The sequence below is a fragment of the Acinetobacter sp. ESBL14 genome, from assembly GCF_036668815.1.
GTDB classification, from domain to species: domain Bacteria; phylum Pseudomonadota; class Gammaproteobacteria; order Pseudomonadales; family Moraxellaceae; genus Acinetobacter; species Acinetobacter gyllenbergii.
Map to the genome: position 1 here is coordinate 392,182 of NZ_JAZEVS010000003.1, position 26,434 is coordinate 418,615.

General features: G+C 40.1%; 26 protein-coding genes. 16 read left to right on the plus strand and 10 right to left on the minus strand.

The window, feature by feature from the left end; genetic code table 11:
* The first annotated feature begins 7 nt into the window (after positions 1–7).
* The 4 genes from V6E90_RS12990 (at position 8) to V6E90_RS13005 (ending at position 1,867) form a co-directional block, all read left to right on the plus strand.
* Positions 8–340: a hypothetical protein gene (locus tag V6E90_RS12990; RefSeq protein ID WP_016540391.1), complete on the plus strand. Its 333-nt coding sequence runs from the start codon at positions 8–10 to the stop codon at positions 338–340.
* Between the two features lie 126 nt (positions 341–466).
* Complete coding sequence (lptA, locus tag V6E90_RS12995) at positions 467–979, plus strand: lipopolysaccharide transport periplasmic protein LptA (protein WP_332605598.1); 513 nt, start codon at positions 467–469, stop codon at positions 977–979.
* A gap of 160 nt (positions 980–1,139) precedes the next feature.
* The gene (locus V6E90_RS13000; RefSeq protein WP_016540389.1) at positions 1,140–1,421 is read left to right on the plus strand and encodes a hypothetical protein; all 282 of its coding nucleotides are present in this window, start codon (positions 1,140–1,142) and stop codon (positions 1,419–1,421) included.
* 191 nt (positions 1,422–1,612) lie between these two features.
* Positions 1,613–1,867 carry a hypothetical protein gene (locus tag V6E90_RS13005; protein ID WP_332605553.1) on the plus strand — a complete coding sequence of 85 codons (255 nt, stop codon included), beginning with the start codon at positions 1,613–1,615 and terminating at the stop codon, positions 1,865–1,867.
* Between the two features lie 35 nt (positions 1,868–1,902).
* On the opposite strand, the gene V6E90_RS13010 is transcribed toward V6E90_RS13005, so the two are convergent.
* The 10 genes from V6E90_RS13010 to V6E90_RS13055 all read right to left on the minus strand — a co-directional run bounded on the left by V6E90_RS13010 (position 1,903) and on the right by V6E90_RS13055 (position 12,564).
* Complete coding sequence (locus V6E90_RS13010; protein ID WP_332605554.1) at positions 1,903–3,144, minus strand: mechanosensitive ion channel family protein; 1,242 nt, start codon at positions 3,142–3,144, stop codon at positions 1,903–1,905.
* A 120-nt stretch (positions 3,145–3,264) separates the two neighbouring features.
* Positions 3,265–3,804, minus strand: coding sequence for a DUF2058 domain-containing protein (locus V6E90_RS13015; RefSeq protein ID WP_065342746.1), 540 nt, complete (start codon positions 3,802–3,804; stop codon positions 3,265–3,267).
* A gap of 3 nt (positions 3,805–3,807) precedes the next feature.
* Positions 3,808–4,488 (minus strand): YoaK family protein, encoded by a 681-nt coding sequence (locus V6E90_RS13020; protein WP_005203216.1) that lies wholly within the window; start codon positions 4,486–4,488, stop codon positions 3,808–3,810.
* A 6-nt stretch (positions 4,489–4,494) separates the two neighbouring features.
* Positions 4,495–5,697, minus strand: coding sequence for a serine/threonine transporter SstT (gene sstT, locus V6E90_RS13025; RefSeq protein WP_016540384.1), 1,203 nt, complete (start codon positions 5,695–5,697; stop codon positions 4,495–4,497).
* A gap of 197 nt (positions 5,698–5,894) precedes the next feature.
* A complete protein-coding gene (locus tag V6E90_RS13030; protein WP_332605555.1) occupies positions 5,895–7,595 on the minus strand; it encodes a SulP family inorganic anion transporter in 1,701 nt (566 codons plus the stop codon).
* A gap of 81 nt (positions 7,596–7,676) precedes the next feature.
* On the minus strand, positions 7,677–7,988 hold the full coding sequence (locus V6E90_RS13035) for an ArsR/SmtB family transcription factor (protein ID WP_065342743.1): 312 nt from the start codon (positions 7,986–7,988) through the stop codon (positions 7,677–7,679).
* 561 nt (positions 7,989–8,549) lie between these two features.
* Positions 8,550–9,116: a TetR/AcrR family transcriptional regulator gene (locus V6E90_RS13040; protein ID WP_065342742.1), complete on the minus strand. Its 567-nt coding sequence runs from the start codon at positions 9,114–9,116 to the stop codon at positions 8,550–8,552.
* 477 nt (positions 9,117–9,593) lie between these two features.
* The gene (locus V6E90_RS13045) at positions 9,594–10,106 is read right to left on the minus strand and encodes a hypothetical protein (protein ID WP_065342741.1); all 513 of its coding nucleotides are present in this window, start codon (positions 10,104–10,106) and stop codon (positions 9,594–9,596) included.
* 37 nt (positions 10,107–10,143) lie between these two features.
* Positions 10,144–11,199 (minus strand): linear amide C-N hydrolase, encoded by a 1,056-nt coding sequence (locus tag V6E90_RS13050; protein ID WP_332605556.1) that lies wholly within the window; start codon positions 11,197–11,199, stop codon positions 10,144–10,146.
* Between the two features lie 198 nt (positions 11,200–11,397).
* Positions 11,398–12,564: a cupin domain-containing protein gene (locus V6E90_RS13055; RefSeq protein WP_016540378.1), complete on the minus strand. Its 1,167-nt coding sequence runs from the start codon at positions 12,562–12,564 to the stop codon at positions 11,398–11,400.
* Positions 12,565–12,766: 202 nt separating this feature from the next.
* Here V6E90_RS13055 and dnaX point away from each other — a divergent pair, with 202 nt between their 5' ends.
* The 12 genes from dnaX to V6E90_RS13115 all read left to right on the plus strand — a co-directional run bounded on the left by dnaX (position 12,767) and on the right by V6E90_RS13115 (position 26,422).
* Positions 12,767–14,815 carry a DNA polymerase III subunit gamma/tau gene (gene dnaX, locus V6E90_RS13060; protein WP_332605557.1) on the plus strand — a complete coding sequence of 683 codons (2,049 nt, stop codon included), beginning with the start codon at positions 12,767–12,769 and terminating at the stop codon, positions 14,813–14,815.
* Between the two features lie 109 nt (positions 14,816–14,924).
* Positions 14,925–15,563 (plus strand): vWA domain-containing protein, encoded by a 639-nt coding sequence (locus tag V6E90_RS13065; RefSeq protein ID WP_016540376.1) that lies wholly within the window; start codon positions 14,925–14,927, stop codon positions 15,561–15,563.
* Between the two features lie 34 nt (positions 15,564–15,597).
* Positions 15,598–16,239: a TerD family protein gene (locus tag V6E90_RS13070; protein ID WP_332605558.1), complete on the plus strand. Its 642-nt coding sequence runs from the start codon at positions 15,598–15,600 to the stop codon at positions 16,237–16,239.
* 37 nt (positions 16,240–16,276) lie between these two features.
* Positions 16,277–16,912 (plus strand): vWA domain-containing protein, encoded by a 636-nt coding sequence (locus V6E90_RS13075; RefSeq protein ID WP_004807629.1) that lies wholly within the window; start codon positions 16,277–16,279, stop codon positions 16,910–16,912.
* Between the two features lie 30 nt (positions 16,913–16,942).
* On the plus strand, positions 16,943–18,001 hold the full coding sequence (locus V6E90_RS13080; protein ID WP_278491856.1) for a TerY-C metal binding domain-containing protein: 1,059 nt from the start codon (positions 16,943–16,945) through the stop codon (positions 17,999–18,001).
* Positions 18,002–18,022: 21 nt separating this feature from the next.
* Positions 18,023–19,831 carry a PP2C family serine/threonine-protein phosphatase gene (locus tag V6E90_RS13085; RefSeq protein ID WP_332605559.1) on the plus strand — a complete coding sequence of 603 codons (1,809 nt, stop codon included), beginning with the start codon at positions 18,023–18,025 and terminating at the stop codon, positions 19,829–19,831.
* Positions 19,824–21,353: a helix-hairpin-helix domain-containing protein gene (locus V6E90_RS13090; RefSeq protein ID WP_332605560.1), complete on the plus strand. Its 1,530-nt coding sequence runs from the start codon at positions 19,824–19,826 to the stop codon at positions 21,351–21,353. The genes V6E90_RS13085 and V6E90_RS13090 overlap by 8 nt, the downstream gene beginning before the upstream one ends.
* The gene (locus V6E90_RS13095; RefSeq protein WP_332605561.1) at positions 21,350–22,405 is read left to right on the plus strand and encodes an ATP-grasp domain-containing protein; all 1,056 of its coding nucleotides are present in this window, start codon (positions 21,350–21,352) and stop codon (positions 22,403–22,405) included. Before V6E90_RS13090 ends, V6E90_RS13095 begins: the two co-directional genes overlap by 4 nt.
* Before the next feature lie 42 nt (positions 22,406–22,447).
* A complete protein-coding gene (locus tag V6E90_RS13100) occupies positions 22,448–23,587 on the plus strand; it encodes a phosphoribosyltransferase domain-containing protein (protein ID WP_332605562.1) in 1,140 nt (379 codons plus the stop codon).
* Positions 23,580–24,401, plus strand: coding sequence for an HAD hydrolase family protein (locus V6E90_RS13105; RefSeq protein ID WP_004653179.1), 822 nt, complete (start codon positions 23,580–23,582; stop codon positions 24,399–24,401). The genes V6E90_RS13100 and V6E90_RS13105 overlap by 8 nt, the downstream gene beginning before the upstream one ends.
* Positions 24,385–25,536 carry a cysteine protease StiP gene (stiP, locus tag V6E90_RS13110; RefSeq protein ID WP_332605563.1) on the plus strand — a complete coding sequence of 384 codons (1,152 nt, stop codon included), beginning with the start codon at positions 24,385–24,387 and terminating at the stop codon, positions 25,534–25,536. The genes V6E90_RS13105 and stiP overlap by 17 nt, the downstream gene beginning before the upstream one ends.
* Before the next feature lie 4 nt (positions 25,537–25,540).
* Positions 25,541–26,422: an HpcH/HpaI aldolase/citrate lyase family protein gene (locus V6E90_RS13115; protein ID WP_016540367.1), complete on the plus strand. Its 882-nt coding sequence runs from the start codon at positions 25,541–25,543 to the stop codon at positions 26,420–26,422.
* The last annotated feature ends 12 nt before the right edge of the window (positions 26,423–26,434 follow it).

Consider the following 26,434-nt stretch of genomic DNA (forward strand, 5'->3'; position numbering starts at 1 on the left):
CATTGTTATGAAAAGCAAAATTCTATTTTTAGGCTTAATCTCCATCTTATTGGTAGGTTGTAATAAACAACCTGAAGTCAAAAATGAGCAAGCGCAAGAGAGCTTTGAAGTCGTAGATAACAAGATTTCAGAATATATGGATATTTTGGATAATCCAGATACTCCCAAAGAAGAGCAAACACGTGTTCTTTGTAAGGATTATCCAAAATTATATGAATCGAAATATATTCCTGCATTGTTAAAACTGGCACCTAAAGACTATACACAAGAAAAGTTGATGGCTGATCTCAAAACCTCGACTGATTACTATGCTGAAAAGTTGGATATCACCTGTAAATAACGGCTAAGAGAGAGGGCGCTGCGCTCTCTTTTTTATTTTAAAATAAGAATTATTCTCATTTGTTGTGAGCTAGCGAGATAACTATGCTAAGATTCGCTGCTTATAAATTTATCGCTTAACAATAAAATCATGAAGAAAATTTTTTTGATGACATCAGTTTTAATCACTTGCTCGTCTATTTTCGCTATTGAATCGGATTTTCAGCAATCGATTTATCTAGATGCTGAAAATACCCGTTATAGTCCGAACCAAAATACTTTTTCGGCTGCTAATATTCAAATCAGACAAGGCACGATTGATATCCACGCTGCAAAAGCGATTGGGACATTGAGAAACGGCCAACCTCATCAAGTTACGCTTACGGGAAGCCCCGTCAAGTTTCAACAGAAAGTGAGTGAAGCAAAAGGGATGGTCTATGGTAAAGCCGATCGCATAGATTACAGCACGTCTGCAACGGAGATCATCTTAAAGGGCAATGCATCAATGATCATGGAGGGCTCCAGTATTTCAGCCGAAACACTCAGATATAATTTAACAGTTGGTGATATAGAGGCTCAAGGTGTACCAAACAAGCGTGTCCAAATGATTATCCCGCCACAGAAGAATGTACAGATGAAGCCGCTCATCAGGAGTCAGTAGGCGAGTCTAAGTGCTTCTATTTGCTTATTTACGGCGTAAAATCTTTATTCTTGTATTTACGCGCCAAAATCTGTCGTTTAGTTGAGTTTATGGACTTGAAAAACTGGAAATAGAACATATTATAATTTTTTTCTTATTCTGATATCACAGGCGGAATACGGTGAACGAAGAAGTTTTGTTACCTGCATCACGAGCGACTGCAATTTCTAATGCAAATGTTAAAAAGTTAACAGTAGATAAAATTCTCTCAAAAATTTCCAGTACGATTAAATTAAGAGCCAGTGACGGTGATCGAGATGCTTTACAACAATTTTCAAAACATGAAGTCAGTAGCGAAGATGCAGATATTGTTGTGAACGAGCTAAAAACAGCGGGTTATCGGGTATTTCTCAATCCTAATTTTACCAATACCAATATTCAGTTTCAGCTAGAGTGGGACTGAGTTTTTAAAGATCATAAAAAAAGCTCCAACTTTGTTTGGGGCTTTTTTATATTGTACCTAAGCTGTTTGTTACTGCATTGAACCAAGCTTAGAGCTCTCTATAGGTACATTTTCAGCAGATAAATCAGAATCCTTTCCTTAAATGTTTAATAAAAATGCCTATAATGTAAAAAAAGCATGATAGAGCAAAAATGAGTTTAAGAGGGTGGCTACTGATTCTGTCGGGACTGACATTGGCTTTCGTTGGCTATTTATACTGGAACTATACGCAAACGGGTGGTTATAACAAAAATAGTGATGGTTACTATGGCTATTCCTTCCCCATGGACAATGGTTTAAAAAACGCGGCTGATTGTGAATTGGCAAATACTGAGAATCCAGATGAGTCACCTGTATCACAAGAATGGATGGAAGGGTGCAGGAAGTACTTTGAGATCAATCAATAAAAAAGCACCTGACGGTGCTTTTTTATTGGGCTAGATTAGGCTTTATCGGTTTGTTCAGTAGAGAGTACCTGAAAATCGTGACCTGATGGTGCTTGATAAATTCTTAAACCAAACTCAGGAATAATGGCAATCAGGTGATCAAAAATATCAGACTGAATTGCCTCATAAGAAGCCCATGCAATGGTATTGGTAAAGGCATAGATTTCTAAAGGTAGGCCTTCACTGGTGGGCTGCATTTGACGCACTAAAATGGTTTGATTTTGGGCAATCCCTTGATGCTGACGTAAGTAAAACTCAACATAGGCACGGAATGTCCCAAGATTGGTTAAACGACGCTGATTATACCGAGACTGATTGCTCAAGTGATTGTTGAACTCTTCAATTTCTGACTTCTTAGCATCGAGATATTGATCCAATAGTAAGAAATCTTTTAATTTTTGCTGTTCTTCATCACTCATGAAGTGAACACTACTTTGATCTAGGAACAGTGAACGTTTAATACGACGGCAGCCTGATTCACTCATCCCACGCCAGTTTCTAAAGGTATCCGTCACCAGTTTGTTGGTTGGAATGGTGGTGAAGGTCTTATCAAAGTTTTGTACCGTCACGGTATGTAATGACATATCAATGACATCGCCGTCTGCATTCAATGATGGCATTTCGATCCAGTCACCAATGCGAACCATGTCATAAGAGGCAATTTGGACACTGGCCACCAATGAAAGAATGGTATTTTGGAATACCAACATTAACACGGCAGCCATTGCACCGAAGCCTGCAAGTAGGGTGAAGACATCTTTTTTTAAGAAAGTCCCCAAAATCATCAAGCCGCAGACCACGAACAAAATAAGCTTAACCAGCTGTAAATATCCTTTGATCGGCTTGTTTCTTGATTTAGGGTTACGTTGATAAATTAAGTTAAAGATATTCAATGCTTCACTGACGGTGAGTGCTAGGGTCAGGAAGATAAAAGCCTGCGCACCCATTTGTACAAAGCTGATGAATTTCTCTGGTAGATGCGGAATCGTGGTAATGCCATTCATGATGACAATCGCAGGAACGATATTGGCAAATCGTTGAGTTACACTATGTTGTGCAAAAATCGATTGATTTGGAGATTTAAATTTTGTAATTAAATGGCGAATACCACGGACGATAATTCTTTTCGCAATAAAGTTTGCAAGTGCAGCAAACAAAATCAAAATTATTAATGCAATCGCTGTTTCTAGCCATGGGTAATGGCTTAACTCACTACGCAAATACTTTAAATAATCCAAACCCAAAACACCTTATAAATTCTTTGAGCGGGAATTGTAAGGTGTAATGGTGTTTTATATTAACTTGATCACAGTTTATATACGATTTGTAAAGGCGTTTTTACATAACTGTTGGGTGGTTTACCACATCAGATCATCAGGAATCACATAGGCTGCATATGGATCTTCTTCATCTGTGGTTTGATCATTATGTTCAGTATTGTTATTGACCAAGATAAAACCCTGCATTTTTTGATCAATTTTTTCTGCCAGCGCTTTAGGTAGGTAGGCGTAACTGTCTTGATCTTTGGCAATAACAAGCGAACCTGAAACAAGAGCATTATACACTTGCTGTGAAAGATAGACTTTTTTGATTTTAGCTTCGTCAATAAATTGATAAATTACATCACCTTCAATGTCTTTGACTTTGTGGTGTTTGATCATTTGGATGATCGAGGCTTTTAAGGCCTTTTCTTCGAGTATGGCTTGTTTTTCTTGATTTAGTGCTTGGTCTTTGGCTAGTTTTTCTTGCTTGGCACGGTCAATGTCAGCTTTTAAGATAGCATCATCATTTTGCCCAAGACGTTGTTCATGCTGTACTTGCTTGGTTAATTTTTTTGCTTTTTTATTGTCAACTAAGCCTGCTTTTAACAGTTGAGCTTGCAATGCATTTTTAACCATAATTCAATCCAAATTTGAGTTTGATGAAGAACGAAAATAGAAAATCCAGTAGGCGACACTCATGGCTAAGCTTAACGCTGCTGGAATGAGGAAGGTCTGTAAGTTTAAATAAGGATAGAGCAGACTCGCAATCAGTCCACCACATAAAAAACCGATAAAGATGAGAAGATGCAGAAAAATACGGCGTTTTTCTACTTTCAAGCCACGTGCTTTATAGCCTAATGCTAAACCGATATCGGTCAGGACGCCAGATAAGTGCGTTGTGCGGATAATTGCACCTTTATAGTGACTCACCATCGCATTCTGTACGCCCATGGCAACACAGGCCCATAACAGGCCGTAGCGTGGAAAATAAGGCAGTAAGAGCCAAGTGAGCACCAGAAAGATCGCAACTAAACTCAGCGGTAAACCATAACGTCGACCAAAAGCAACGCTCCCATTGCCCAGGATTAAGCCACTATAAAAAGAGCCAATCACAAAGCAAAGGATAACTAGGCTAAGGTAGATAAAATGTTCAGGCTGCCAGTCAAGTAAACTCATTGCGAGCATACTGACGTTGCCTGTCATGTGTGAAACGGACTGATGCAGGACTGTAAATAAGCCCAAAACGTTTACCATTCCTGCATTCAGTGCAAGGAAGAAAGCACCAAGTTGAATCCAGTTGGGTAAACGTTGAAGTGGCATAGTAACCTATGATCTTGGATGGTCTTTAAAATCAACAGCAGCAGTAAACAGGACGTCAGTTGAAGAATTTAATGCAGTTTCTGTTGAATCTTGCAATACGCTGATAATCATCCCAATTGCAACGATTTGCATCGCAACCTCTGATGATATACCAAATAAACTACACGCAACAGGGATTAACAATAACGATCCACCGGCCACTCCAGACGCGCCACAAGCAGAAACTGTTGCAACCACAGATAAAATAATCATGGTACTTAAATCAACAGGGATACCAAGCGTATGTACAGCAGCGAGTGTTAGCACCGTAATGGTGACTGCTGCGCCTGCCATGTTGATGGTTGCACCCAATGGAATAGAAACGCTAGCCGTTGCTTCATTCACACCTAAACGCTGTGCCAAATCTAGGTTTACTGGAATATTGGCAGCTGAACTACGGGTAAAGAAGGCAGTGATACCACTTTCTTTCAAGCATGTGAATACGAGCGGATATGGGTTTGCTTTCATGGTAATCGCAACCAAGATTGGATTAATCACAAGAGCAACAAATAGCATTGTGCCGATGAGGACGGCTAATAGATGTGCATAACTAGTCAGGGTTGCTAAGCCTTCACTTGCAAATGTCACCGCAACCAAACCAAAGATACCAACTGGTGCGAAACCAATTACGGTATGAATGATTTTATTGACTGCTCCAGCCACATCAGTCAAAACTTGCTTGGTCGTGTCGGAGCTATGGCGCAACGCTAGACCTAAACCAATTGCCCAAGCCAAAATACCAATAAAGTTGGCTTCACCAATTGCTTGAACAGGGTTTGCAATAAAACTTAAAAGTAAATTCTTTAGAATCTCTGCAAGGCTACCTGGTGCTTGAAGGCTAGTTTCTGCCGGTAAATGTAAAAATAGTTGGCTTGGGAATAATACGCTGGCGGTGACTGCACTGAAGGCAGCAAGTAGCATTCCGACTACATATAAAACCAGCACAGGTTTGATATTTGAGTTCTGACCAATCTGGAAATTTGCAATTGAAGATAAAACTAAAACAAAAACTAAAATCGGTGCAACAGACTTTAATGCTTTAATGAATAATTCACCCAATAAACTTAAATAGGGTGTAAAGTTAGGAAAGAGCAAAGCGACGCCAATCCCTAAAAAAATAGCGATAATAATTTTGCTAACTAAGCTCAAGCGAGACAGTACATTAAACATATAAAGGCCTTATAAACCTATGCACGGTTTAAGGTTAAACAAGCGCGGTATTCTATACCTAAGAACCGTGAATAATAAAATTTTTTTTGCAATTCAATTACTTTAAAAATCCCGAAAAAATTAACACAATGTTTTTAAAAAAAAATTATGAAAACATGGCACATCCTTTTGTATAAAAAAAAATCAATAAAAGCTGCTTATTCTACAAGCATTTCAGGCGAAAGTGTTTGTATTGCTTGATAATGTGATAAAAATATTTGGCCTGTCAGATCATTTTTTAGCTGCGATTTACATAGTCGCTCCATTACTGGACTCTTTACTTCGGATAGATGCAATTGGATATTTAACTGAGCCAACTCTCGATTGAGGTGCTCTAACATTTCTAAAGCGCTGAGATCAATATTGCTTATGCTTGAGCAGTTGATCACGACATGTTGCAATAGCGAATTTTGACTCACTGCTGTAATTACATGGCCTTTAAGTACATGGGCATTTAAAAAGTTGAGATTTTCATCAACACGCAAAGAAACCACAGCTTGCGTTGTAATGACACTGTAATTTGAAATATTTCTAAAGTGTTGAGTTCCTTCAATTAAACCAATTACAGCAATATGTGGTCGACTGATTCGCCAAAGCAACAGAACAAAAGTCAATACAATACCAATAATGAGTCCAGTTGAAATATCTATACAGGTGACACCAAAGAACGTCACCCACATTGCTAGTCCGTCAGCTTTTGAATATTTCCATGTTTCAATAAATGGAGTCAGCGTTATCAACTTCCAGATAGAAACAAAAATTGTGGCAGCTAATACAGCTAGCGGTAGGTTTTGAAAAAAGCCTGTAAAGTAAAGACTGACAGAGATCATCAATAAAGATGAAATAACACCAGACATTGGGGTTTTTGCTCCTGCATCAGCGTTGACAACAGTACGAGATAAGCTACCAGAGACTGCAAAACCAGAATTGAGTCCTGCGGCAATATTGGCTAAGCCTAAGGCAATCAGTTCTTGGTTACTGTCTAAGTCATCACGCTTTTGTAGTGCCGTGGCTTGTGCAATGGCTAGTGATTCCACAAAGCTAATCATTGCTATCATGAATGCACTTGGGAGTAGTTGCAGAATCAGCTCAGTGTTCCAGGTCGGAAAATGGAAATTAGGTAGACCTGTTGGAATGATACCGACAGTTTTGATTGCTTGGTCATCATTCCCAAGCAAAGTAATGATTGCAATCGATGCCAAGACCATGAGTAAGGGTAATATTTTATTTAGAAAACTGGATCGAATCAGTTTTGGAAGCATGAACAGGAGTAAAACAGAAATTAGCCCAAAGCTTATGCCTGTCAAAGTAACTTGGTGCAAGTTTTGAGATAAGCTCAGTAAAAATTCAGGAATATTGCCTGCCTGTAATGGAATATCCAGTAAAAACTTAAACTGTCCTAAGGCGATGAGTAAAGCGGATGCAATGATAAAGCTTTGAATAACTGGATGACTAATCAGCTGAATAAGAAAACCGAAACGCAATAAACCTAAAAGCAGAGAAATGATTCCGACAAGTAGCGCTAATAAATAAGCAGCCTCTATATAGGCAGTTGATCCAGCAGCAAATAGAGGATCAAGCGCTGTAAATACCATCATCGAAATAATGGCAACAGGACCAATGGAAAGAGTAGTGCTACTGCCAGTAAAGGCATAGACAATCATGGGTAATATACTCGCGTATATCCCCATAATTGGTGGTAGCCCTGCCAGCATTGCATAAGCCATACCTTGTGGTACCAACATAGCTAATACAATGCAAGCAGCGATCAGATCAGACTTTAAACTAGAAAGCTGATACTGGCTTAACCATTTTCGCGCAGGAAATAGTTTAGATAGGTTTGGCTTTAACATTTTCATGCACAGCAGCCTAAATCATAAAATGATATATATTATGCAGAAAAAATGCTAAAGAGGGTATGGTGGAATTTGTATAGAGAATTATGCCTGAGGACAATAATGCTCATATAAGGTGTTTAAAACAATTTTCAATTTAGGATCTAAAATTGAATAAAAAATTTGTTTGCCGTCGCGACGGGTTGAAACAACATTACTTTTTCTTAGCATCATCAATTGCTGAGAAAGCGTCGGTTGGAAGATTTGGGTCAACTCTTCAATTTGTGAAACATTAAGTTCTTGTTTAGCTAAATGACACAAAATAATTAAACGATCAGTATTTGCCAGAGATTTCAGTACAGTTACAATTGTACTGGCAGATTCTCTCATTGCGTCGATCTCGAAATCCTTTTGCATGCATATACTCTCTCGGTTACAGCCGTGGCTAGTATAAAGTCACATAACGGAAAAATTGTAGTAAAACTGAATAATTGCAATGGTTTTTAATGAAGAAGTATATCAGTAAAAGTGATAACAAATAGTGATACTGTTGAATAATCGGTAATTAATGAGAAATATGTGATTTAATTCACATTATTGTGATTTTGATAGTTTTTTATCAAGTTGGCGGTAATCAAAATCGAACCTTGGTCAAACAATTTATTAAAAATACTAAACAATAAAATTAAGTAATTAATATAATTAATAAATATAAAAAAGTTCAAAAAAAGATTGTGCTTTACAAAAAAATATATATAATGAGAAACAAGACAGAACGATCTGTCTGCATAAGAAGGATCGGAAGTGCGAAAGTACGACCGCCAGAGGGTAATAATACTTATTATTCTTTTTACACTCAGACGCAAGCGTGAGCCACAATAATAACTATAAATCACGCTTTATTTTTTTATTCTGATATATCTTTATTCTTTTTTTCATAAAAAAATATCCCTTTATCTATAAAGGGATACTTGATAATTACGCTAATGCTTTTTCAAAACTAATTAGATGCTCTACGCGTTTCCAGTATTCATCCATTTCAACGGAGTGTTTGTTAACATGTGCTTGAATGGTCATACCATCTAAAATACTAACAATCAGAGTTGCTAGATGAGTTGGATTGCGAATATCTAAGTTCTTTAATAAGTTTTCAATTAAAGCCGTTAACCAAATTTTGTACTGGGTGGCTGGCTGCAGCGTGGAAGGGTAAATTTTAATCACTTCTTCCAATGCTTTTTGAAACATACAACCATTAAAATCTTCGCTATTAAACCACGCAGCATACCATCCAAAAATTGCTTTAAGCTGGGCAAGATGATCATCTGGATCACATTCTGCCAAAGTCGCATTTAAAGAAGTTTGGAGATTAATGTTGCGTTGCACTAAGCATTCTTCAATTAACTTCTCCTTAGAAGGAAAGTATTTGTAGAAAGTCATTTTTGCAACGCCAGACTCACTAATAATTCGATCTACACCGATCGAGTTATAGCTGTGCGAATTAAAAAGTCTTAATGCAGTGGTAATAATATCTTCTTTTTTTGACATATAACGCCTCGAGTTCGCCCATCGCCAAGAGCATCATGTTGCATTTCATCATGCAATTTTGGCAGGGATTTTACATGGTATTTTGAAAATATCATAGGAAAAAATAACATTATTTATTTAAATGATTCTTTAGTCCGCATTTTCAAGTGCGGGATTTAAAAATAATGTTCTATATCTATAGAAAATAACTATTAATTAAATCTTAAAATACGATAAAACATTAGAATAATTTAAAATTATTTGATTGGTGATTATTCATCTAATTGTTTTCAAAGGACAACTAGTTTTTTAGGCGATTTAGATTTAATAATCGGACTATATTGAGATCTATTCTTGTTTGTAATTTTGTGTATATTTAAGCAACGGTTCTAATTTTTAATGTTTGCTCAGGAATCTATTTTGAATAAATACATAATATAAAAGCCAGTTAGTTATAGTTAAAATAAATAACTGACTTTCATCATATAATTTTCTATTTTAAGATTTACTTTGTTGAGATGGCAGGGTTGCAATCAGCTTGATAAAGTTGTGATACAACATCGATTGCTGGCTTGGTGTGTAGACAGAACGCTTGATGTTGCCTTTGTCTGTTTCGATTGAAAGTTCAACATTTTGGGCTTTTTTCAGCTCATATAGAAATGTGCTTGGCAGAACAAAGCTATTCGATGAACGTCTTGGAATCAGTCGATTGATGTCTTTTTGCTGTGTTGGACCAACAGGCTGATAAGTGAATGCTTTATCATCAATTAAGAAAGTAAGGCTTTTGATATCATAATAATCATAACTACTATTGAGTACCGTCTCGACTCTTAATTGCTCTTTATGTTGTTTATCCCATTCAACAAAAACATTTGGGCACAGTTCGTTTGCTTTGCAGTTCAAAGAGCCTGCGGTTGCAAGATTGCCTGTTGAGCTGGCAGAAGAGTCAGGTAAGGTTGCACAGCCACTCATCACAATACAAAGGCTCAGTAAACTTAAAGTTTTTTTCATCTTTTTAACTCTCTAGGATGTACTCAATATTTCAGTGTTAATGATGTAGTTGTGGACCAAGAAATTCAAATGGTTTTGATATCTTAAATTGATCGGTTGCATCACCAGCAAAAGTATTTTGTTGATCTTTGCCAAGGTCAAGTTTACGCGCTAAACCATCTTTAAAGTTAATTTTCTTTAAATCAACCCAAAATACATTTGGGGAAACAGCGGATTCAAAGAAATAGAGCTGCTGTTTATGGTCTGCGACGGTTCTCCAGCGTGTCGATGAAATATTAGGTTCTTCTGCTGTATTTAAACCATAAGGCACAGAAGCATTACGAATCACACTAAAAACAGACGCTAATGCATCTTTAGGATTGTCATTTTTGGGGATGGCATTAATATAAAAAGAGGCGCGTGCAAAGCGGTCAGCAGCACGATTGGTACCTGGTAACATAATCGTTCCGCCAATTTGTTGCCAATACGTATTCAGCGCCAGTTGTTGATCAAATATTGGTGAGTTGGTCATGACTTGATATTTTTTGTTGTGATGAATGACTTGCTTGCCCCCGATATATTCGATAATGGCGCTATCACCTGTTTTGTCCGAAATGGATAAATGCAATGTTGCAAGGCGTTGTTCTCCAGGCACACTGTCAGTTATCAGATCAAAAGGTTCTTTTTCTAAGGCATTGACTGCTTCAGCAACGCTTGCATAGTTATCCAGAACATATTGCGCCCAAGCCGAAATGCTGAGTTGCGGTTTTTTAGATTGTTTGGTGTCTGGATACTGAGATTCAACTAACCATAATACATTGGCAACCAATCCTGCTTCATTCATACCGTCGGTCGTTGAAATATCATAACCTGTGGCAATCACACTACCGTATTTGGCTTTCCATTTTAAAGATTTTGGCCCTGCATTGCTGTCACGAATTACACCACTGGGTAAAATCCAGAGGTTGGTGCCTACATCAACCTTCCAGTCCATTGATCGAGCGGTAATGATATGGTTATTATTACCTAAATAGACTGCTCGGGTGCAGGCGTGGCTTGTCTGTAGAATGAAAGAGGATGCGAGAAAGGAAAAACATAATATTTTTTTAAACACAAGTCATACTCCTTGCTGTTGTATCAAAATGATTTCTATCAAATATTTTTATAATGACTTGGCTTTAGTCTATTAAAAAAAAATTCTTATTCAAGCATTAAAATGTAATCATTATAAAAAGTAGGGTTTTATTTTTGGATCTGGATTTTAGATACATGTGGATAGAGATTAATCTCTATCCACAGAGAAATACATGTTCTAGTTGTCGTTTGGTGGTAATAACATCACAACGGCTGTATTCAGCAGTGTTGTGATATCTTCTAGAATCTCAACTTGATTAAATCGGTCATCTAACAATAAGCTTTCACCATCTGCGATTTGCTTTAGATAAGGAGTGAACGTTTCTGAAACACAGACTGTATCTCCATTCGCCCAAAACTCTAAAGATTCTCCTTGTTTTCTATACAGCAAGCGAGAGGCTGGCTCTAGAATAATTTGATAATCCGCCCCAATAATCTCGGCAACATCATGAGTATCCACTTCTTCGGGCTCTGGAATGTTGTTTGGATAGCTTGCTTCGCTCATATAGGCCATGATCGCTGCATCAAATTCAGGTGCCTGAGTGAGATAATCAAGTAATTGGGTCTTTAAATATGAAAACTCAGTACTGTTAATTTCCCCTAGATGTGCTGTCTGCTGACGTGCAATATCGATCAATGGATTTTTGAGTAAGGTATTCTCTGCAAATTTATCACTGACCTGATCAATCATTTCTGAAAGATTAGGCATGCGGAAACCAAAAGAGAAGGTTAAACAATCATCTTCTGCAACGCCATAATGTGCAAGACCTGGTGGGACATAGAGCAGGTCACCAGGTGCAAGTACTTCATCAAACTGAATATCTAATTCAGCTAAAAGTTTCAGTGGCTGATCTGGTAAAAACTCAGTTGATTCATCGCACATTTGGCCCAATTGCCAACGACGATGGCCATGACCTTGTACCAAAAAGACATCATAAAAATCGAAGTGTTTACCAACAGAGCCACCTTTAGGTGCGTAAGACACCATGATGTCATCACGACGCCATTGAGGGATAAATGGAAACTTCTTCCAAAGCTCTGAAATATCAAATGAATAGTGATCTACTGCTTGAACCAAAAGGGTCCAAAGATTCGGCAGCTTTTGGAAATCACCTTTGGTTAAAGGAGATGATTTCACATGCCATTCATTTGGATTTTTATTTTTTTGACGAATTAAGCGAGCAGTAACGTCTTCTTCTAACGCCAGTTCTTGCACATCTTCTGGCTCTAATAAACCAATGATTTCAGGCATTGCATTACGAACCAGCAACGGCTTTTTCTGCCAATATTCGTTAAGAAATTGTTCTGCGCTGATACCGCCGAGTACCGTTAAAGATTGAGACATGGGAAATAAAACCAACAACATATAAATTAGTGCGTATTCTCCCTTGAGTTGAATATTGGTGCAAGTCTTGTCTGAATGTGATGAAAAGCTCCGAAATAGTCATCAAAAGTGCAGCAATGTATTTAATCTTGATCAATTAGAAGCGGATTCATTCACAGACTTTCAAAAAAACAGTATGCTTAAGACGCAAAAAGGAGCATTCATGTATCAAGTACTGGCAAGAAAATACCGTCCACGTAATTTCAATGAGTTAGTGGGGCAAAACCATGTTTCTCGTGCTTTAACCAGCGCATTAGAACGTGGGCGTTTGCACCATGCCTACTTGTTTACAGGAACGCGTGGTGTTGGTAAAACCACGATTGCCCGTATTTTAGCCAAATGCTTAAACTGCGAGACAGGCGTGACTTCAACGCCGTGTGAAGTCTGTGCAACCTGTAAGGCCGTAAATGAAGGTCGTTTTATTGATTTAATTGAAATCGATGCGGCATCACGGACCAAGGTTGAGGATACACGCGAATTACTCGACAATGTGCCTTATGCGCCAACGCAGGGGCGCTTCAAAGTTTATCTGATCGATGAAGTGCACATGCTTTCAACGCATTCATTCAATGCCTTGCTCAAGACACTGGAAGAACCACCAGAGCATGTGAAGTTCCTCTTTGCAACCACTGATCCACAAAAACTGCCGATTACCGTCATCTCACGCTGTTTGCAATTTACCTTACGTCCTTTGGCTGTTGATGAAATCACAGAACATTTGACAGCAATTTTAAATAAAGAGCATATCGAAGCCGATCAAGATGCGATTTGGCAAATTGCAGAATCTGCACAAGGTTCATTGCGTGATGCATTGTCTTTAACAGATCAGGCAATTGCCTATGGTCAAGGTGCAGTCCATCATCAAGATGTTAAAGATATGCTCGGTTTGATTGACCGAACCATTATTTATGATTTGATTCTGGCAATTCATCAAAATCAGCAAGCACGAGTAAGTCAGCTACTTCTACAATTTAGACAGCAAGCTTTAGATGTATCTTTGGTTTTGGATCAATTGGTTTCGACCTTGCATGAACTGGCATTGTTGCAATATTTGCCTGATCTTGCTTTGAAATATAGTGAAGAAATTAACCAAAAGATTCTACAATTGTCGAAACTCATTTCTGCTCAAGATTTGCAGTTGTATTATCAAATTGCCTGTAAAGGTCGAGCTGAGTTGCAACTTGCAGTGACGCAAGAGCAAGGCTTTGAAATGACTGTGTTGCGTTTACTGGCGTTTAGACCTTTGACTTTGAATGAAGTTACCGTAACTGCAACACCTGTTACGCAAATTACAGCACCTGAAGTGCATCAGCCAGTACAGGATTTAAGTACAGAAAATCAGTTTGCAGTTCAGCAAGAAACGGTTAGCGTTGAACCTGAACCTGAACCTGAACCTGAACCTGAACCTGAACCTGAACCTGAACCTGAACCTGAACCTGAACCTGAACCTGAACCTGAACCTGAACCTGAACCTGAACCTGAACCTGAACCTGAACAGCACAATCAAGAACCTCATCTCATGGTGTTTGATGCCGAGGAAGGTCAGTTAATTGGATTGGATCTATCAGTACAACAACACACGATTCAGTCGAATATCGTTGCGGCGGATGATGTGCTGGTTTTTCCTGTCGAGCAAAGTCCTCAAGTACCGCTGCAGCAAGTGAAAGTTGAGCAAGTACTTGATCTCGTATCGGAGTCCGTAGCTGAAGTGGTTGTTTCGGAACCGAATGTTGTCGCAGACAAGCCAGTTGCACCCGTAATAAAACAGCAAGATCATGGACAAACTGATCTGATGCCTCAAGATATTTTAAAACTGCGTGAGCAGGTTTTGGAAGGTGAGTGGAATTTAGAGAAATGGGAATATTGGTTTAGAACCAGCCAGCTTTCACCTGCGGTTCAAGAGTTAGCCCAACATGGTGTGATGCAAGGACAGATCAATGCTGTTTCTGTTTTTCAGATTCCTCAAGAATATGAAGGTATGTTATCGCAATTGCAGCATGGCTTGGAGGATGCGTTAAAAGCACAATGGCCACAAACACTGTTTAGTGTGCAATATGCTGCGGTAGATTCCAATACACCTTTAATGATGCAGAATGAGCGTAAAGAAAGAGCCTACCATCGTGCAGTCGAGTTATTACATCAAGAGCCGACGATTAAGAGTTTGGTCGATACTTTTGATGCCGAATTGGTCAATATTAAGCTTAATCCTTAGCTGAAATAGACAGAAGAGTATTTATTTTTTACTTTGTAATGATTTAGATAAGCTAAAAGTGTAATCTATGCTTAAAATTTAAATCATAACGAAATAAGGGTAAAAAATAATGCGTCGTTTACCAGTTTATTTATTACTTGATACCTCAGGCTCTATGCATGGCGAACCTATAGAAGCTGTAAAAAATGGGGTACAAATTTTACTTTCGACTTTGCGTCAAGATCCTTATGCGCTGGAAACGGCTTATTTATCTTTAATTAGTTTTGATAGCCAAGCCAAACAGTTAGTCCCATTAACTGAATTGGCTGTTTTCCAAGCGCCAGATTTGCAGGTCACAGGCACCACCGCCTTGGGTGATGCTTTGGCGCTGTTAGCCGATAAAATTGAACAGGAAGTGGCAAAAACCACCGCAGAGGTCAAAGGTGACTGGAAACCTTTGATTTTCATTATGACGGATGGTGTGCCAACAGATGATTGGCGTAAAGGGTTGCAACGTTTACAACAAGTTAAAACTGGGGTGATTGTCGCCTGCGCAGCGGGACATGGAGCCGATACTTCAATTTTAAAACAAATCACAGAAGTTGTGGTTGAATTGGCAACGGCAGATTCAAATACGATTAAAGCATTCTTTAAATGGGTTTCTGCCAGTATTTCAACAGGCAGTCAGAAAGTGGATGCAGGACAAAAAGAAGTTACGGGGTTGGGCGATTTGCCACCACCGCCACCTGAAGTCAACATCGTACTATAAAAGTAAAACAAAGTTTAAATAAGAGGGTAAAACCATGGCTGTGAGTTTAAATAAAGGTCAAGGAATTAGTTTAAGTAAAACTGAAAATAATTTGTCTCAAGTAACGATTGGTTTAGGTTGGGATATTCAGGAACAGAAAAAAGGCTTTCTTGGTGGATTATTTGGTGGTAATGGCGCTGAATATGATTTGGATGTGATCGCCTTCCTTGTGGGGAGCAATGGCAAGGTCAATAATCTGGGGCGAGATGCGCAAGGAAATGTCACCTTAGAAAATAGTGACGTTATCTTTTTCAATAATCAAAAACATTCTTCTGGACATATTTGGTTAACTGGTGATAACCGTACAGGTGCGGGAGATGGCGATGATGAACAAATTGTCGTAAAGCTCAATGACCTTAGTCAACAATACCAAAAAGTCGTTTTTGTGGTGCAAATCTATAAAGCTGCTGAGAATAAACAACATTTTGGGCAAGTCAAAAATGCATTTATTCGTGCAGTGGATACTACAGGTAAGGAAATGGTCCGTTTCGATTTGTCAGGTACTGGGCAATATGATCAGCAGCGCTCACTACTGTTTGCTGAACTTGTTCGTGAATCGGCAGGATGGAAATTTAATGCAGTCGGACAGGCATCCCAATCTGATTCATTTGTGGAATGGTTAAAACAATACGCTTAAAAAATTGATTTTCGGCTAAAGAAAGGTTTAGAACAACATGCGCCGTTTACCCGTTTATATTTTATTAGATACCTCTGGATCAATGCGAGGTGAGCCAATTCATTCGGTGAACGTCGGCTTGCAGTCTATGTTGAGTGCATTGCGCCAAGACCCTTATGCATTGGAGAGCGTGCATTTAAGTATTATTACCTTTGATTTGGAGGCGAAGGTTTATTTGCCTTTAACGCCTTTAGATCAAGTACAACTTGCAGATATCGATGTGCCGAGTGCAGGTGCAACATTTATGGGCGCTGCACTTGAGTTGCTGGCAGAGCAAGTGAGTCAGCAATTACAAAAAAGTACCGATGAGGTCAAAGGAGACTGGCGTCCACTGTTATTTGTGATGACTGATGGCTCGCCTTCAGATGTCTACGCCTATCAGCAAGCAATTCCAGTCATACAACAGTTAAATTTTGCCAGTATCGTTGCTTGTGCCGCTGGACCAAAGGCCAAACAGGAACATCTCCTGCAACTTACTGATAAAGTAGTGGTATTGGATACCATGGATGCGGCTTCTTTTGCAGGATTCTTTAAGTGGGTGTCTGCCAGTGTCGTCGTTGGAAGCAGTAGTGCTGGGATTTCAGGTTCTGTTTCATTGCCACCACCGCCGCCTGAAGTGCAGTTGGTGTTGTAAATAAAAAAATACATTAAGGATAATCAGAAGATGCGCCGTTTACCTGTTTTTTTCGTATTGGATTGTTCTGAGTCGATGGCAGGGCAAAATATTCAGCAGATGCAACAAGGCATCCAGTTGATTATGCAACAATTACGTCAAGATCCATATGCCTTGGAAACCGTGTATGTTTCTGTTATAGCATTTGCAGGGATTGTTCGAACCTTAGTTCCTTTGGTTGAGGTGTATGCCTATTATCCTGCGAAATTACCTTTAGGTGGTGGGACACATTTAGGTAAGGCCTTAGAACATTTGATGAATGAATTTGATCGTCATTTGATTAAAACAACGGAAGACACCAAAGGGGATTGGAAGCCAATCGTATATTTGTTTACGGATGGTCGTCCAACTGATGAATGTAAAGATGCGATTTACCGATGGCAAAAAAAATATGCACGACGTTGTACGCTGATTGCCTTGGGAATGGGTAAAAACGTTGATTATGCAACGCTCAAGCAATTAACAGAACACTGTATTGCTTTTGATGAGTTGAATGAACAAGACTTTAAAAAGTTTTTCCAATGGATTAGTGCTTCTGTCGTTGCACAAAGTAAAAGTATTGGGGATGGGCAGCAGCAAGATCATTTACCACCAATTGATGAGCGCTATATGCGTCTGGTCAAGGATTTGCCAGCCAAGAAAACCTTGGTGGATGAAAACTGTGTCACTTTTGTGGGGCGCTGTGGCAAGCTGAATCGACCCTATTTAATGAAATTTGAACGTGAAATTCAGTATCAAGCGCCTCAAGATCTAAATATCAACCTAAATTTATATCATTTTCAATTGACTGAATGCTGCAAAATTGATGAGGACTATTTCACTTGGTCTGATCAAACCCAGCATCAGCAGCAGGTCAATACCACGCTGTTACAAGGCACCCCAGAATGTCCACATTGTTTGGCTGAAACGGCTTTTGCGATGTGTGGTTGCGGCCAATTGATGTGTTATGACGGTTTTAGCGAGGACGTGACTTGCCCATGGTGCCGTCGCCAAGTCAGTTTTGGTTATGGTGGAATGGACGGCTTCGATGTGCAACGAGGACGTGGTTAAAAGTTGGATTGAGGAAAAGCCATGTCGCAAACATTGACTCATGAAGTTCAGACTGTTTTTTTGAGTACATTGAAACAGCTGTTACAAGATCAAACTCAACCGAACCAATTTGTGGTGGATGATGAGTCCTTTAATCAATTGTTGAAAAATAAAAAAATTTATAATGCCTATCATGATTTGGCTGAACAGATATATGCGCTGATGGGTTTTCAATTAGAGCAGTCACCAGCCTTCCAGCATTCTTCATTACAGCGCATTCTGGAGCAGGGTCGCTTACCGATTTATGCTTCTATCAGCGCTGGGCTTGATCGTACTGAACCAAATCAACAGCAATTCGATCATACGCAAATGATGTTGAATCCAATCAATGAGGGTGATGCATTGGAGTCAATTGATCAGCTTGATTTTTTAGATGAACTTTATTTGTCTGCACCTATTGATGCAGAAACTGAGCCTTCTTTGATCAATGATTGTTTCGTTGCTAAGCCATGCTCTACAACGCCGTTGCTACTTAGTACAACTGCAAATATCGACTCCAGTAATACAGACCACAAGCAGAATAATCCCTCAGGAAAACAAAATCATGAGGTGAAAATGGTGAAAAAAATGCCTCATTTTCAGATCCCCAATGCGCGTGTTGGGCAAGACTATCAAGCACGTATTCAAATGCAATATCCGGTCAAGGAGGATGTGCTGATTTGTTCTGAATCGATCAAAATTCCAGAAGACTTAGGTATTGTATTTGATGATGAAGCCCAACAGTTACAGGGCATACCGTTGCAAGCAGGCGAGTTTAAACTGGTATTTCAGTATAAAAACAGTGAAGCCGCACAAGCATGGTCTTCGGGTGAAGTGACCTTTATTATTACTGCTGATCCACGTAGTTTGTGGCAAGTTAATGAACCTGATATCAATGCGCCTTATCAGAAAGCACATAGTGACCATCAACTGATTCAGACTGAGTATTTTAACCTCGTGGCCTGTAGCCAGCGTGGACGCTCCCATGAACATGCGGGGACTTTCCGTGACGATGACTTTCTGATTGCTCGTGTTGCTGAGACCGATTGGTCGCTATTAATTGTTGCAGACGGCGCTGGCAGTGCCAGTTACTCTCGACAAGGTTCTTTGCTTGCGGTGCAAAGTGCAGCAAAAACGCTGACGGATTACCTCGAACAGCATCATCCGCATCTAGACCTGTTATTGCAGCAATGGCAAGTTGGCAGTGACGATGAAATGACCAAGTCGGTTGCACAGCAAATCTATAAAGATTTTCACGATACCTTCTATAAAACAGCACAAGTGGCGATTGAGGCTATTGAGCAGGAAGCCGAGTTAAAGCAAGTTGCAGCCAAGGCGTATGCCACGACTTTATTGGTGGCTGTGGTTAAACAGTGCGAGCAAAAAACCTTTATTAGCACCTTCTGGATGGGTGATGGCGCGATTGCTGTATATGCCAAAGATAAAGTGCGTTTAATGGGTAAACCAGATGGTGGAGAGTTTGCTGGGCAAACCCGTTTCTTAGATCGTAGTTTTGCACAACAGTTTGGTAGTCGCGTCAATATTGGCTATTACGATGATTGTGAAGCTGTGATTCTAATGACAGATGGTATTTCCGATCCGCGTTTTGAAACGGATGCTGGACTTGCAAACCACGAAAAATGGCAGGCATTCTGGCAAGAAATTGAACCTCAGTTACAGCAACCACACCCAGATCAAGCTTTATTGGAATGGTCAAAGTTCTTTAGTGCAGGACATCATGATGATCGTACGTTAGCGATTTTATGGAATAAGCCTGTGATTGTGGATGTAGAGGGTCTTGCCCATGACTAAGATTATCCAGTGTCAAACTTTAGATGGTCGGCCAGTCGCATTTGTTGATGAAGTCATTGGCTCAGGAGCAATGAAAGATGTCTATTTTTCACCTGATAAATCTTATGTGGTGTGTTTTTTTAGCAAAGAAAAAAACCATTTTTATCAGTCGCATGCTGAGCTAGAAAGACAGAGGGACCGTTTAAAGGAAATTGTTGGCAATAAATGGCAAGGTATTTTCAACAGCGCCGGCGGGGATTATTGGAAAAATGTCTTTTGCTGGCCCGATGGTTTGATTGAATATAATGGTTTATTGGGCATTACCGCCCCGACGTACCAAAAACAGTTTTTCTTTGAATATGGTTCTAAAAATAATGACTTTTTAGGTATCAAGGGTAAGGAAAAAGAAGGGAAATGGTTTGCCAGTGCCAATAACCAAAATCGGTTTTTAGATGAAAAAGAAAAAGGCAATTGGTCGAATTATCTGCGAATTTGTATTTTGATTGCCCGAGCTGTGCGCCGTATGCATGCGGCAGGTTTGGCGCATTCAGATTTATCCTATAAGAATATTTTAATTGATCCTGTAACTGGCCGTGCCTGTGTGATTGATGTTGATGGCTTGGTTGTACCTGGTAAATACCCACCCGATGTCGTGGGGACACCTGATTTCATTGCGCCTGAAGTGGTGAAAACCAATCACTTTAAAAAGGATGATCCGCAACGTAGTCTCCCAAATATCATGACTGATCGTCATGCCTTGGCCGTATTGATCTATATGTATTTGCTGTATCGGCACCCGTTGCGTGGTGGTAAAGTCCATGATGTGAATGATCCGCAGCGCGATGAAAATCTGGCAATGGGTGAAAATGCCTTATTTATTGAGCATCCAACTGATCCAAGCAACCGGGTGAAAGTTAGTCAGGTGCGTCCAAGCGCTTTACCATGGGCCGATCCAGAAAAAATTCCATTCACCGTGACAGGTCCTTATTTAAAAGAACTGTTTTTACAAAGCTTTGTGACGGGTTTACATCAACCGCAGCAGCGACCATCTGCTAATGATTGGGAAACTGCTTTGGTTAAAACGGTGGATTTGATTCAGCCTTGTTTAAATAGCGATTGCAGTCAAAAATGGTATGTGTTTGATAATACAACAAAACCAGTATGTCCATTTTGTGGCACAGCCTTTAAAGGCAAGTTACCTGTATTGAATCTCTATTCGGCACGCCGAGAAGGCAGTTTTAGACCTGATAATCACCGTTTAATGGTCTGGACAGGGCAGTCGCTTTACCCGTGGCATGCCAATAATCTGATTGCGCCGAATGAGCGTTTAACAGCAGAACAAACCAAACGTGTTGGCTACTTTGTTTTTCACCAAAATCAGTGGTGGTTAGTGAATGAAAATCTGCCCGATCTCATGGATGTGGCAACTAAAACAACCATTCCAATTGGCGAAAAAATCGAATTGCTGGATGGAAAACAAATTTTACTTTCACGTCAGGATGGAGGTCGCTTAGTGGTGGTGCAAATGGTGGAATGTTTATGACGCAAATAATAGTGAATGAGCTTGCTCAGATTGACATCGCAGAAAACTCGATCGGGATTTGGTTTACCCAAGCGCATTCTTGTCAACGTGATTTAATTTTGGCAGCAAAAACTGCGCCTTTTAATCTCCCAATTCATGTGGTGGCATCACATGCAGACGATCGTCCTGAAATTACTTCTGTTGCCGATATTGCTTTACAAGAACCGTCTTTGTCAGAGCGAGTCGAGTGGGTGTTACAACAGGCGCAGCGCTTAAACGTCAAATTGATCATTGCTGGGCATCATGCTGTAATTTATCTGGCTCAAAAGCATCGCTTCGAGCAATTGGGTATCCGTCTGATGGCGGGCTGTGATACGGTGGAGCAGGTCGAGCAACTGAATGACAAATCACTGTTCACTCAAATTTGTGTGACTCACGGTTTGGCGGTTGCACCAGCAACCATTGTTGAAAATGCTGAGCAATTACAAGATGCATATCATGACTGGCTGCAAAAAGGCGATGTGTGCGTCAAGCCTGCCAAAGGGGTTTTTGCTTCAGGGTTTTGGCATTTAGATCCTAAAGCGGATGCTTTTGATGTCTTTGCCAATAGCATGAGATTTAAAGCACATCCTGAAAGTTTTATCGAGAGTTACCGGCAGTTAGAACAACCCCCTGTGTATTTAGTTATGCCATTTCTATCTGGGCTTGAGTGTTCAGTCGATATGTTGTGCATACATGGTGAGGTGCATGGTGCGATTGCACGTTATAAACAGAACAATGGTTGCCAAAACTTAACTTTTGAAGATCCAGCGATTGAGTTGGCACATCAGGTGGCTGCACTATTTGGTTGTGATGGACTCGTCAATATGCAGGCTCGATATAATGATCAACAGCAGTTATATATCTTGGAGGTGAACTCTCGACCTTCAGGTGGCATAGCACATACCTTTATGAGTGGCGTGAATTTGGTTCATTTGGCGATTGCTCAAGCACTACAGCTCAATTATCAACCTGAAAAGATGGAAAGTTCGGTCACTGTACGCAGCATAAGTCAGAGTATTTGTGTAATATAAAGACCATTATGTATATTATTTTAACTTAGATTTAAGAATTATATGATTGAGATTGAATTACAACGTGGCAAACTGGATTTACAGCCCGATGACAATAGCCATTGGAAATGGCAGGATTTACTCGGTTTTGCTGAACGAATAAATCCGAAAAGAGCTTTTTTATTTGTTTCAAAAGTCTTGGGAAGACATATTCCGGTGAGTCCTCAAGTGATGCGTCATGCGTTTACTGATTTAGCTCAACTGATTCCGAGTGATTTACCTGAACCAATTTTGGTGATTGGAATGGCAGAAACTGCGGTAGGTCTTGGTGCAGGTGTACATCAAGTTTTACAAGCAAGCTATCCCGATGCACTGTATGTCACGACGACTCGTCATCCCGTTGATGGTGCACCGTTATTGGCTCGCTTTTTAGAAGAACACAGCCATGCGCAAGATCAATTGCTGTATGGTTCTCCTGATGCGGATATCCAAAAGAAAATTTTAGCCAGCAAAAGTATTGTATTGGTCGATGATGAAGCTTCTACAGGAAAAACCTTTATCAATTTAGTGTCTGCACTACAGGCGGCTGGTTTTGATCAAATTTCCCATATTGTGACGGCCACTTTGGCGGATTGGTCATCAGGTATTCATATTGCTGGATTAGATTGTCAGTCCGTGGCATTGATGACAGGTAAGTGGCAGTGGCAGGATGCTGAAAATCCGCCACAGATCAATATGCCCAAAGTCGATACCGTGGCATTTGGTGAGTATGCAACCTTGTCTGAACCGACTTGGGGACGGTTACCGACTCAAGATACTTCTGCCTATATCCGTTTAAAAGTCGAACCTCAACAACGGATTTTAGTGTTAGGAAGTGGTGAATATGTCTGGTCTTCATTCTTATTGGCCGAAGATTTGCAGCGACAGGGTGCTGAGGTGAAATTTAGTGCGATCACGCGCTCACCAATCGCAGTAGGACATGCAATTCAATCTGCTTTGGCTTTTTCAGATAACTATGGTTTGGGTATTCAGAACTTTGTTTACAATATCAACCCATTAGAGTATGACCGAATCTTCATTACAGTGGAAACCTGTGCCGAGTCAGTCGCCAATAGCCTATTAGACGCGATTCCAAATGCTGAAGTTATCAGCGCAGTAGAATTTCCACATCAAACTTTTAATCTGTGTAGTGCAAATGACTAATTTCTTATTTGACGCGCAAAATATTGCAACGCCGCTTATGTTGGTTGATCTGGATGATACTTTATTCCAGACCCATCGCCGTATTGTTCCCCAAGCTGACTTTAAAATGGTCACCACGGACAAACAGGGGCAAGCATTGGCGTATATGAACCCGATTCAGCAGCACTTTGTGCAGTGGTTGTTGCATAGTACACATTTGATTCCTGTTACGGCACGAAGTGCAGAAGCATTGTCTCGGGTCCATTTACCTTTCCAATACGGGGCCGTCTGCTCCCATGGCGGTACGGTACTAAATGCCGATTTCAGTGTAAATCTGGATTGGCATGCGCAGATGCAAGATGCATTGGCTCCTTATCAAGCGCGACAACAGGCTTTGATTGAGGTGGTACAACAACAGGCAACCCATTTTGGTTCTATCCGTACTTGGGTGGTCGAAGAGCAAGGTTTGGGCCTATACGTGGTTGCCAAGCAAAATACCGAAAATGATAATCCCTATGCACCGAATTTCTTACCAGAATTATTAAATAGCTTAAGCCCAGCAGTTTTGGATGGGTTCTATTTTCATTTAAATGGCAATAATTTGGCTTTGATTCCAGAACCTGTGAGTAAAGCCAATGCTGCCCGTTTTTTATTGCAACAGTTTGCGTCTCAACAACGCCCGATTCTCGGTTTTGGCGATAGTTTATCTGATGTAGAGTTTTTGAATCTCTGCCATTGGTGGGGCATGCCAAACCACAGTCAATTGAATCGTTGGGTAAAACATAATTTGACGCAGCAATATAAACAAGAAGGATATTATGGCGATTATCAATAAAGATAAAGCAAGTGAATTAATTTTAAAACAAGGGTTTAGTGGTAGTTACCAATCGGAACAAGTGACTTTTTTACTTAAACGGACGCATATTGAACCAACCGATACCATCGAAAAAGAACGCCTGATTCAATCGGGAGAAAAACATTATTCGCAAATGATCAGTTTGGAGAGTGCACCGACTGAACGTCATTTACAGTTGTTTGAACAGGCCATGCAGCAAGGGCAACAACGTTTGGCTCGAGAAGTTCAACAGTTGGCACAAAGCTTGATTGCACAATTCAAGGAACCAATTGTATTGGTGAGTTTTGTACGTGCGGGCGTACCCTTAGGCGTACTGCTTTATCATGCGATACATGACTTAGGCTGTGACTGTGTACATTATGGCATCAGTATTATTCGAGACCGTGGTATCGATTTTGCTGCCTTGGAAACCATTATTGCTAAACATGGACACGAATCGATTGTATTTGTGGATGGTTGGACGGGGAAAGGTGCGATTCGCCAAGAATTACAACGTAGTTTAGGTGGAGATCCTCGTTTTGCAGGACGACCTTTACCGTTGGTGGTTTTATCTGATATTGCCGGTTGTGCATGGTTGGCGGCCAGTGGCGATGACTGGCTGATTCCATCTGGTATTTTGGGTTCGACCATTTCAGGTCTTATTTCACGTAGCATTTGTGAAGGTGAAGCCTTGAGTGCCGAGGAAATCAATGCGGATAACATTGATCAATGGCATCGCTGTATTGAATATAGTCATTTAAAAGAATTTGATATTTCGCAGCAGTTTATTCAGCGCATCAACCAGATTCGCACACAGCTTAATCCTCAACCGAATGCTGTTTGGGGGCAAACACAGCAACTGACACAACAAGATCAAAGCCAGCAGGTGGTACAGAAACTGGCCCAAGAATACGACATTCAAAATATTAATCGGATAAAACCGAGTATCGCAGAAGCAACCCGAGCAATTTTAAGACGAGTACCTGATCTGGTTTTACTTCGCGATGCTGATGATGCCGATACCCGTTTATTACGTTATTTAACGCAAGTCACAGAGACACCTGTACAAGTGGTTGGTGATCAAATTGCGCCGTATAGAGCGATTACATTGATTCAAAAATTGGGGAAAGGATAATTTTATGTTATCTGCATTATCTTTAGGGGCAACATTATATATGCCTGCCACGCGTCCAGACTTATGGGCTGTGGTGAAGGGTGAAAAATATCCAGAGTTGCGCTCATTGGTGATCTGTCTGGAAGATGCCATCACTGAACAGGAAATTGAGTTTGCCAAACAAAATCTCAAACAGTTGTTGCAGCAAATTCAGCAACAACAGCGCCTAGAACAACATCCAAAAGTTTTTATTCGCCCTCGTCATATTGCAATGGCCGCTGAGTTAGCAGAATGGCAAGAAATCACGGCTTTAGATGGCATGGTGTTGCCGAAATTTGGTTTAGCCAGTTTTAAGCAATGGCTTGAAGTTCTTCCACCAGAACTTTATTACATGCCTACGCTTGAAACAGCAGACAGTTTTGATATGGGGCAAATGAAAGAGCTGAGACAAGCTTTGCCAGAATTTCATAAAGTATTGGTACTTCGGGTCGGGGGCAATGACTTACTGAATTGCTTGGCTTTACGTCGGCCGAGTGATATGACTTTATACCAAACGCCTATCGGCACACTCATTGCAAATCTAGCAGGTCAGTTTTTGCCTTATGGTTTTGCACTGAGCGCACCTGTCTGTGAGCATTTTAGTCAGGTGAAATTGTTGCAAGATGAATTATATTTGGATTTACAGCACGGCTTATCTGGTAAAACCGTGATTCATCCTGCACAGATCTCGATTGTGCATCAGGCTTATCAGGTTAATGAAATCGAGTTAAAACAAGCGCAGGGTATTTTGTTGGATGGCAGCAAGGCTGTATTTGCCTGTCATGGCAGTATGCTTGAACCTGCAACACATCGTCGGTGGGCGGAACGAATTTTAGAGCGAGCAAAAGTGTTTGGGCTAAAAGTATAAAAAACAGAAAAT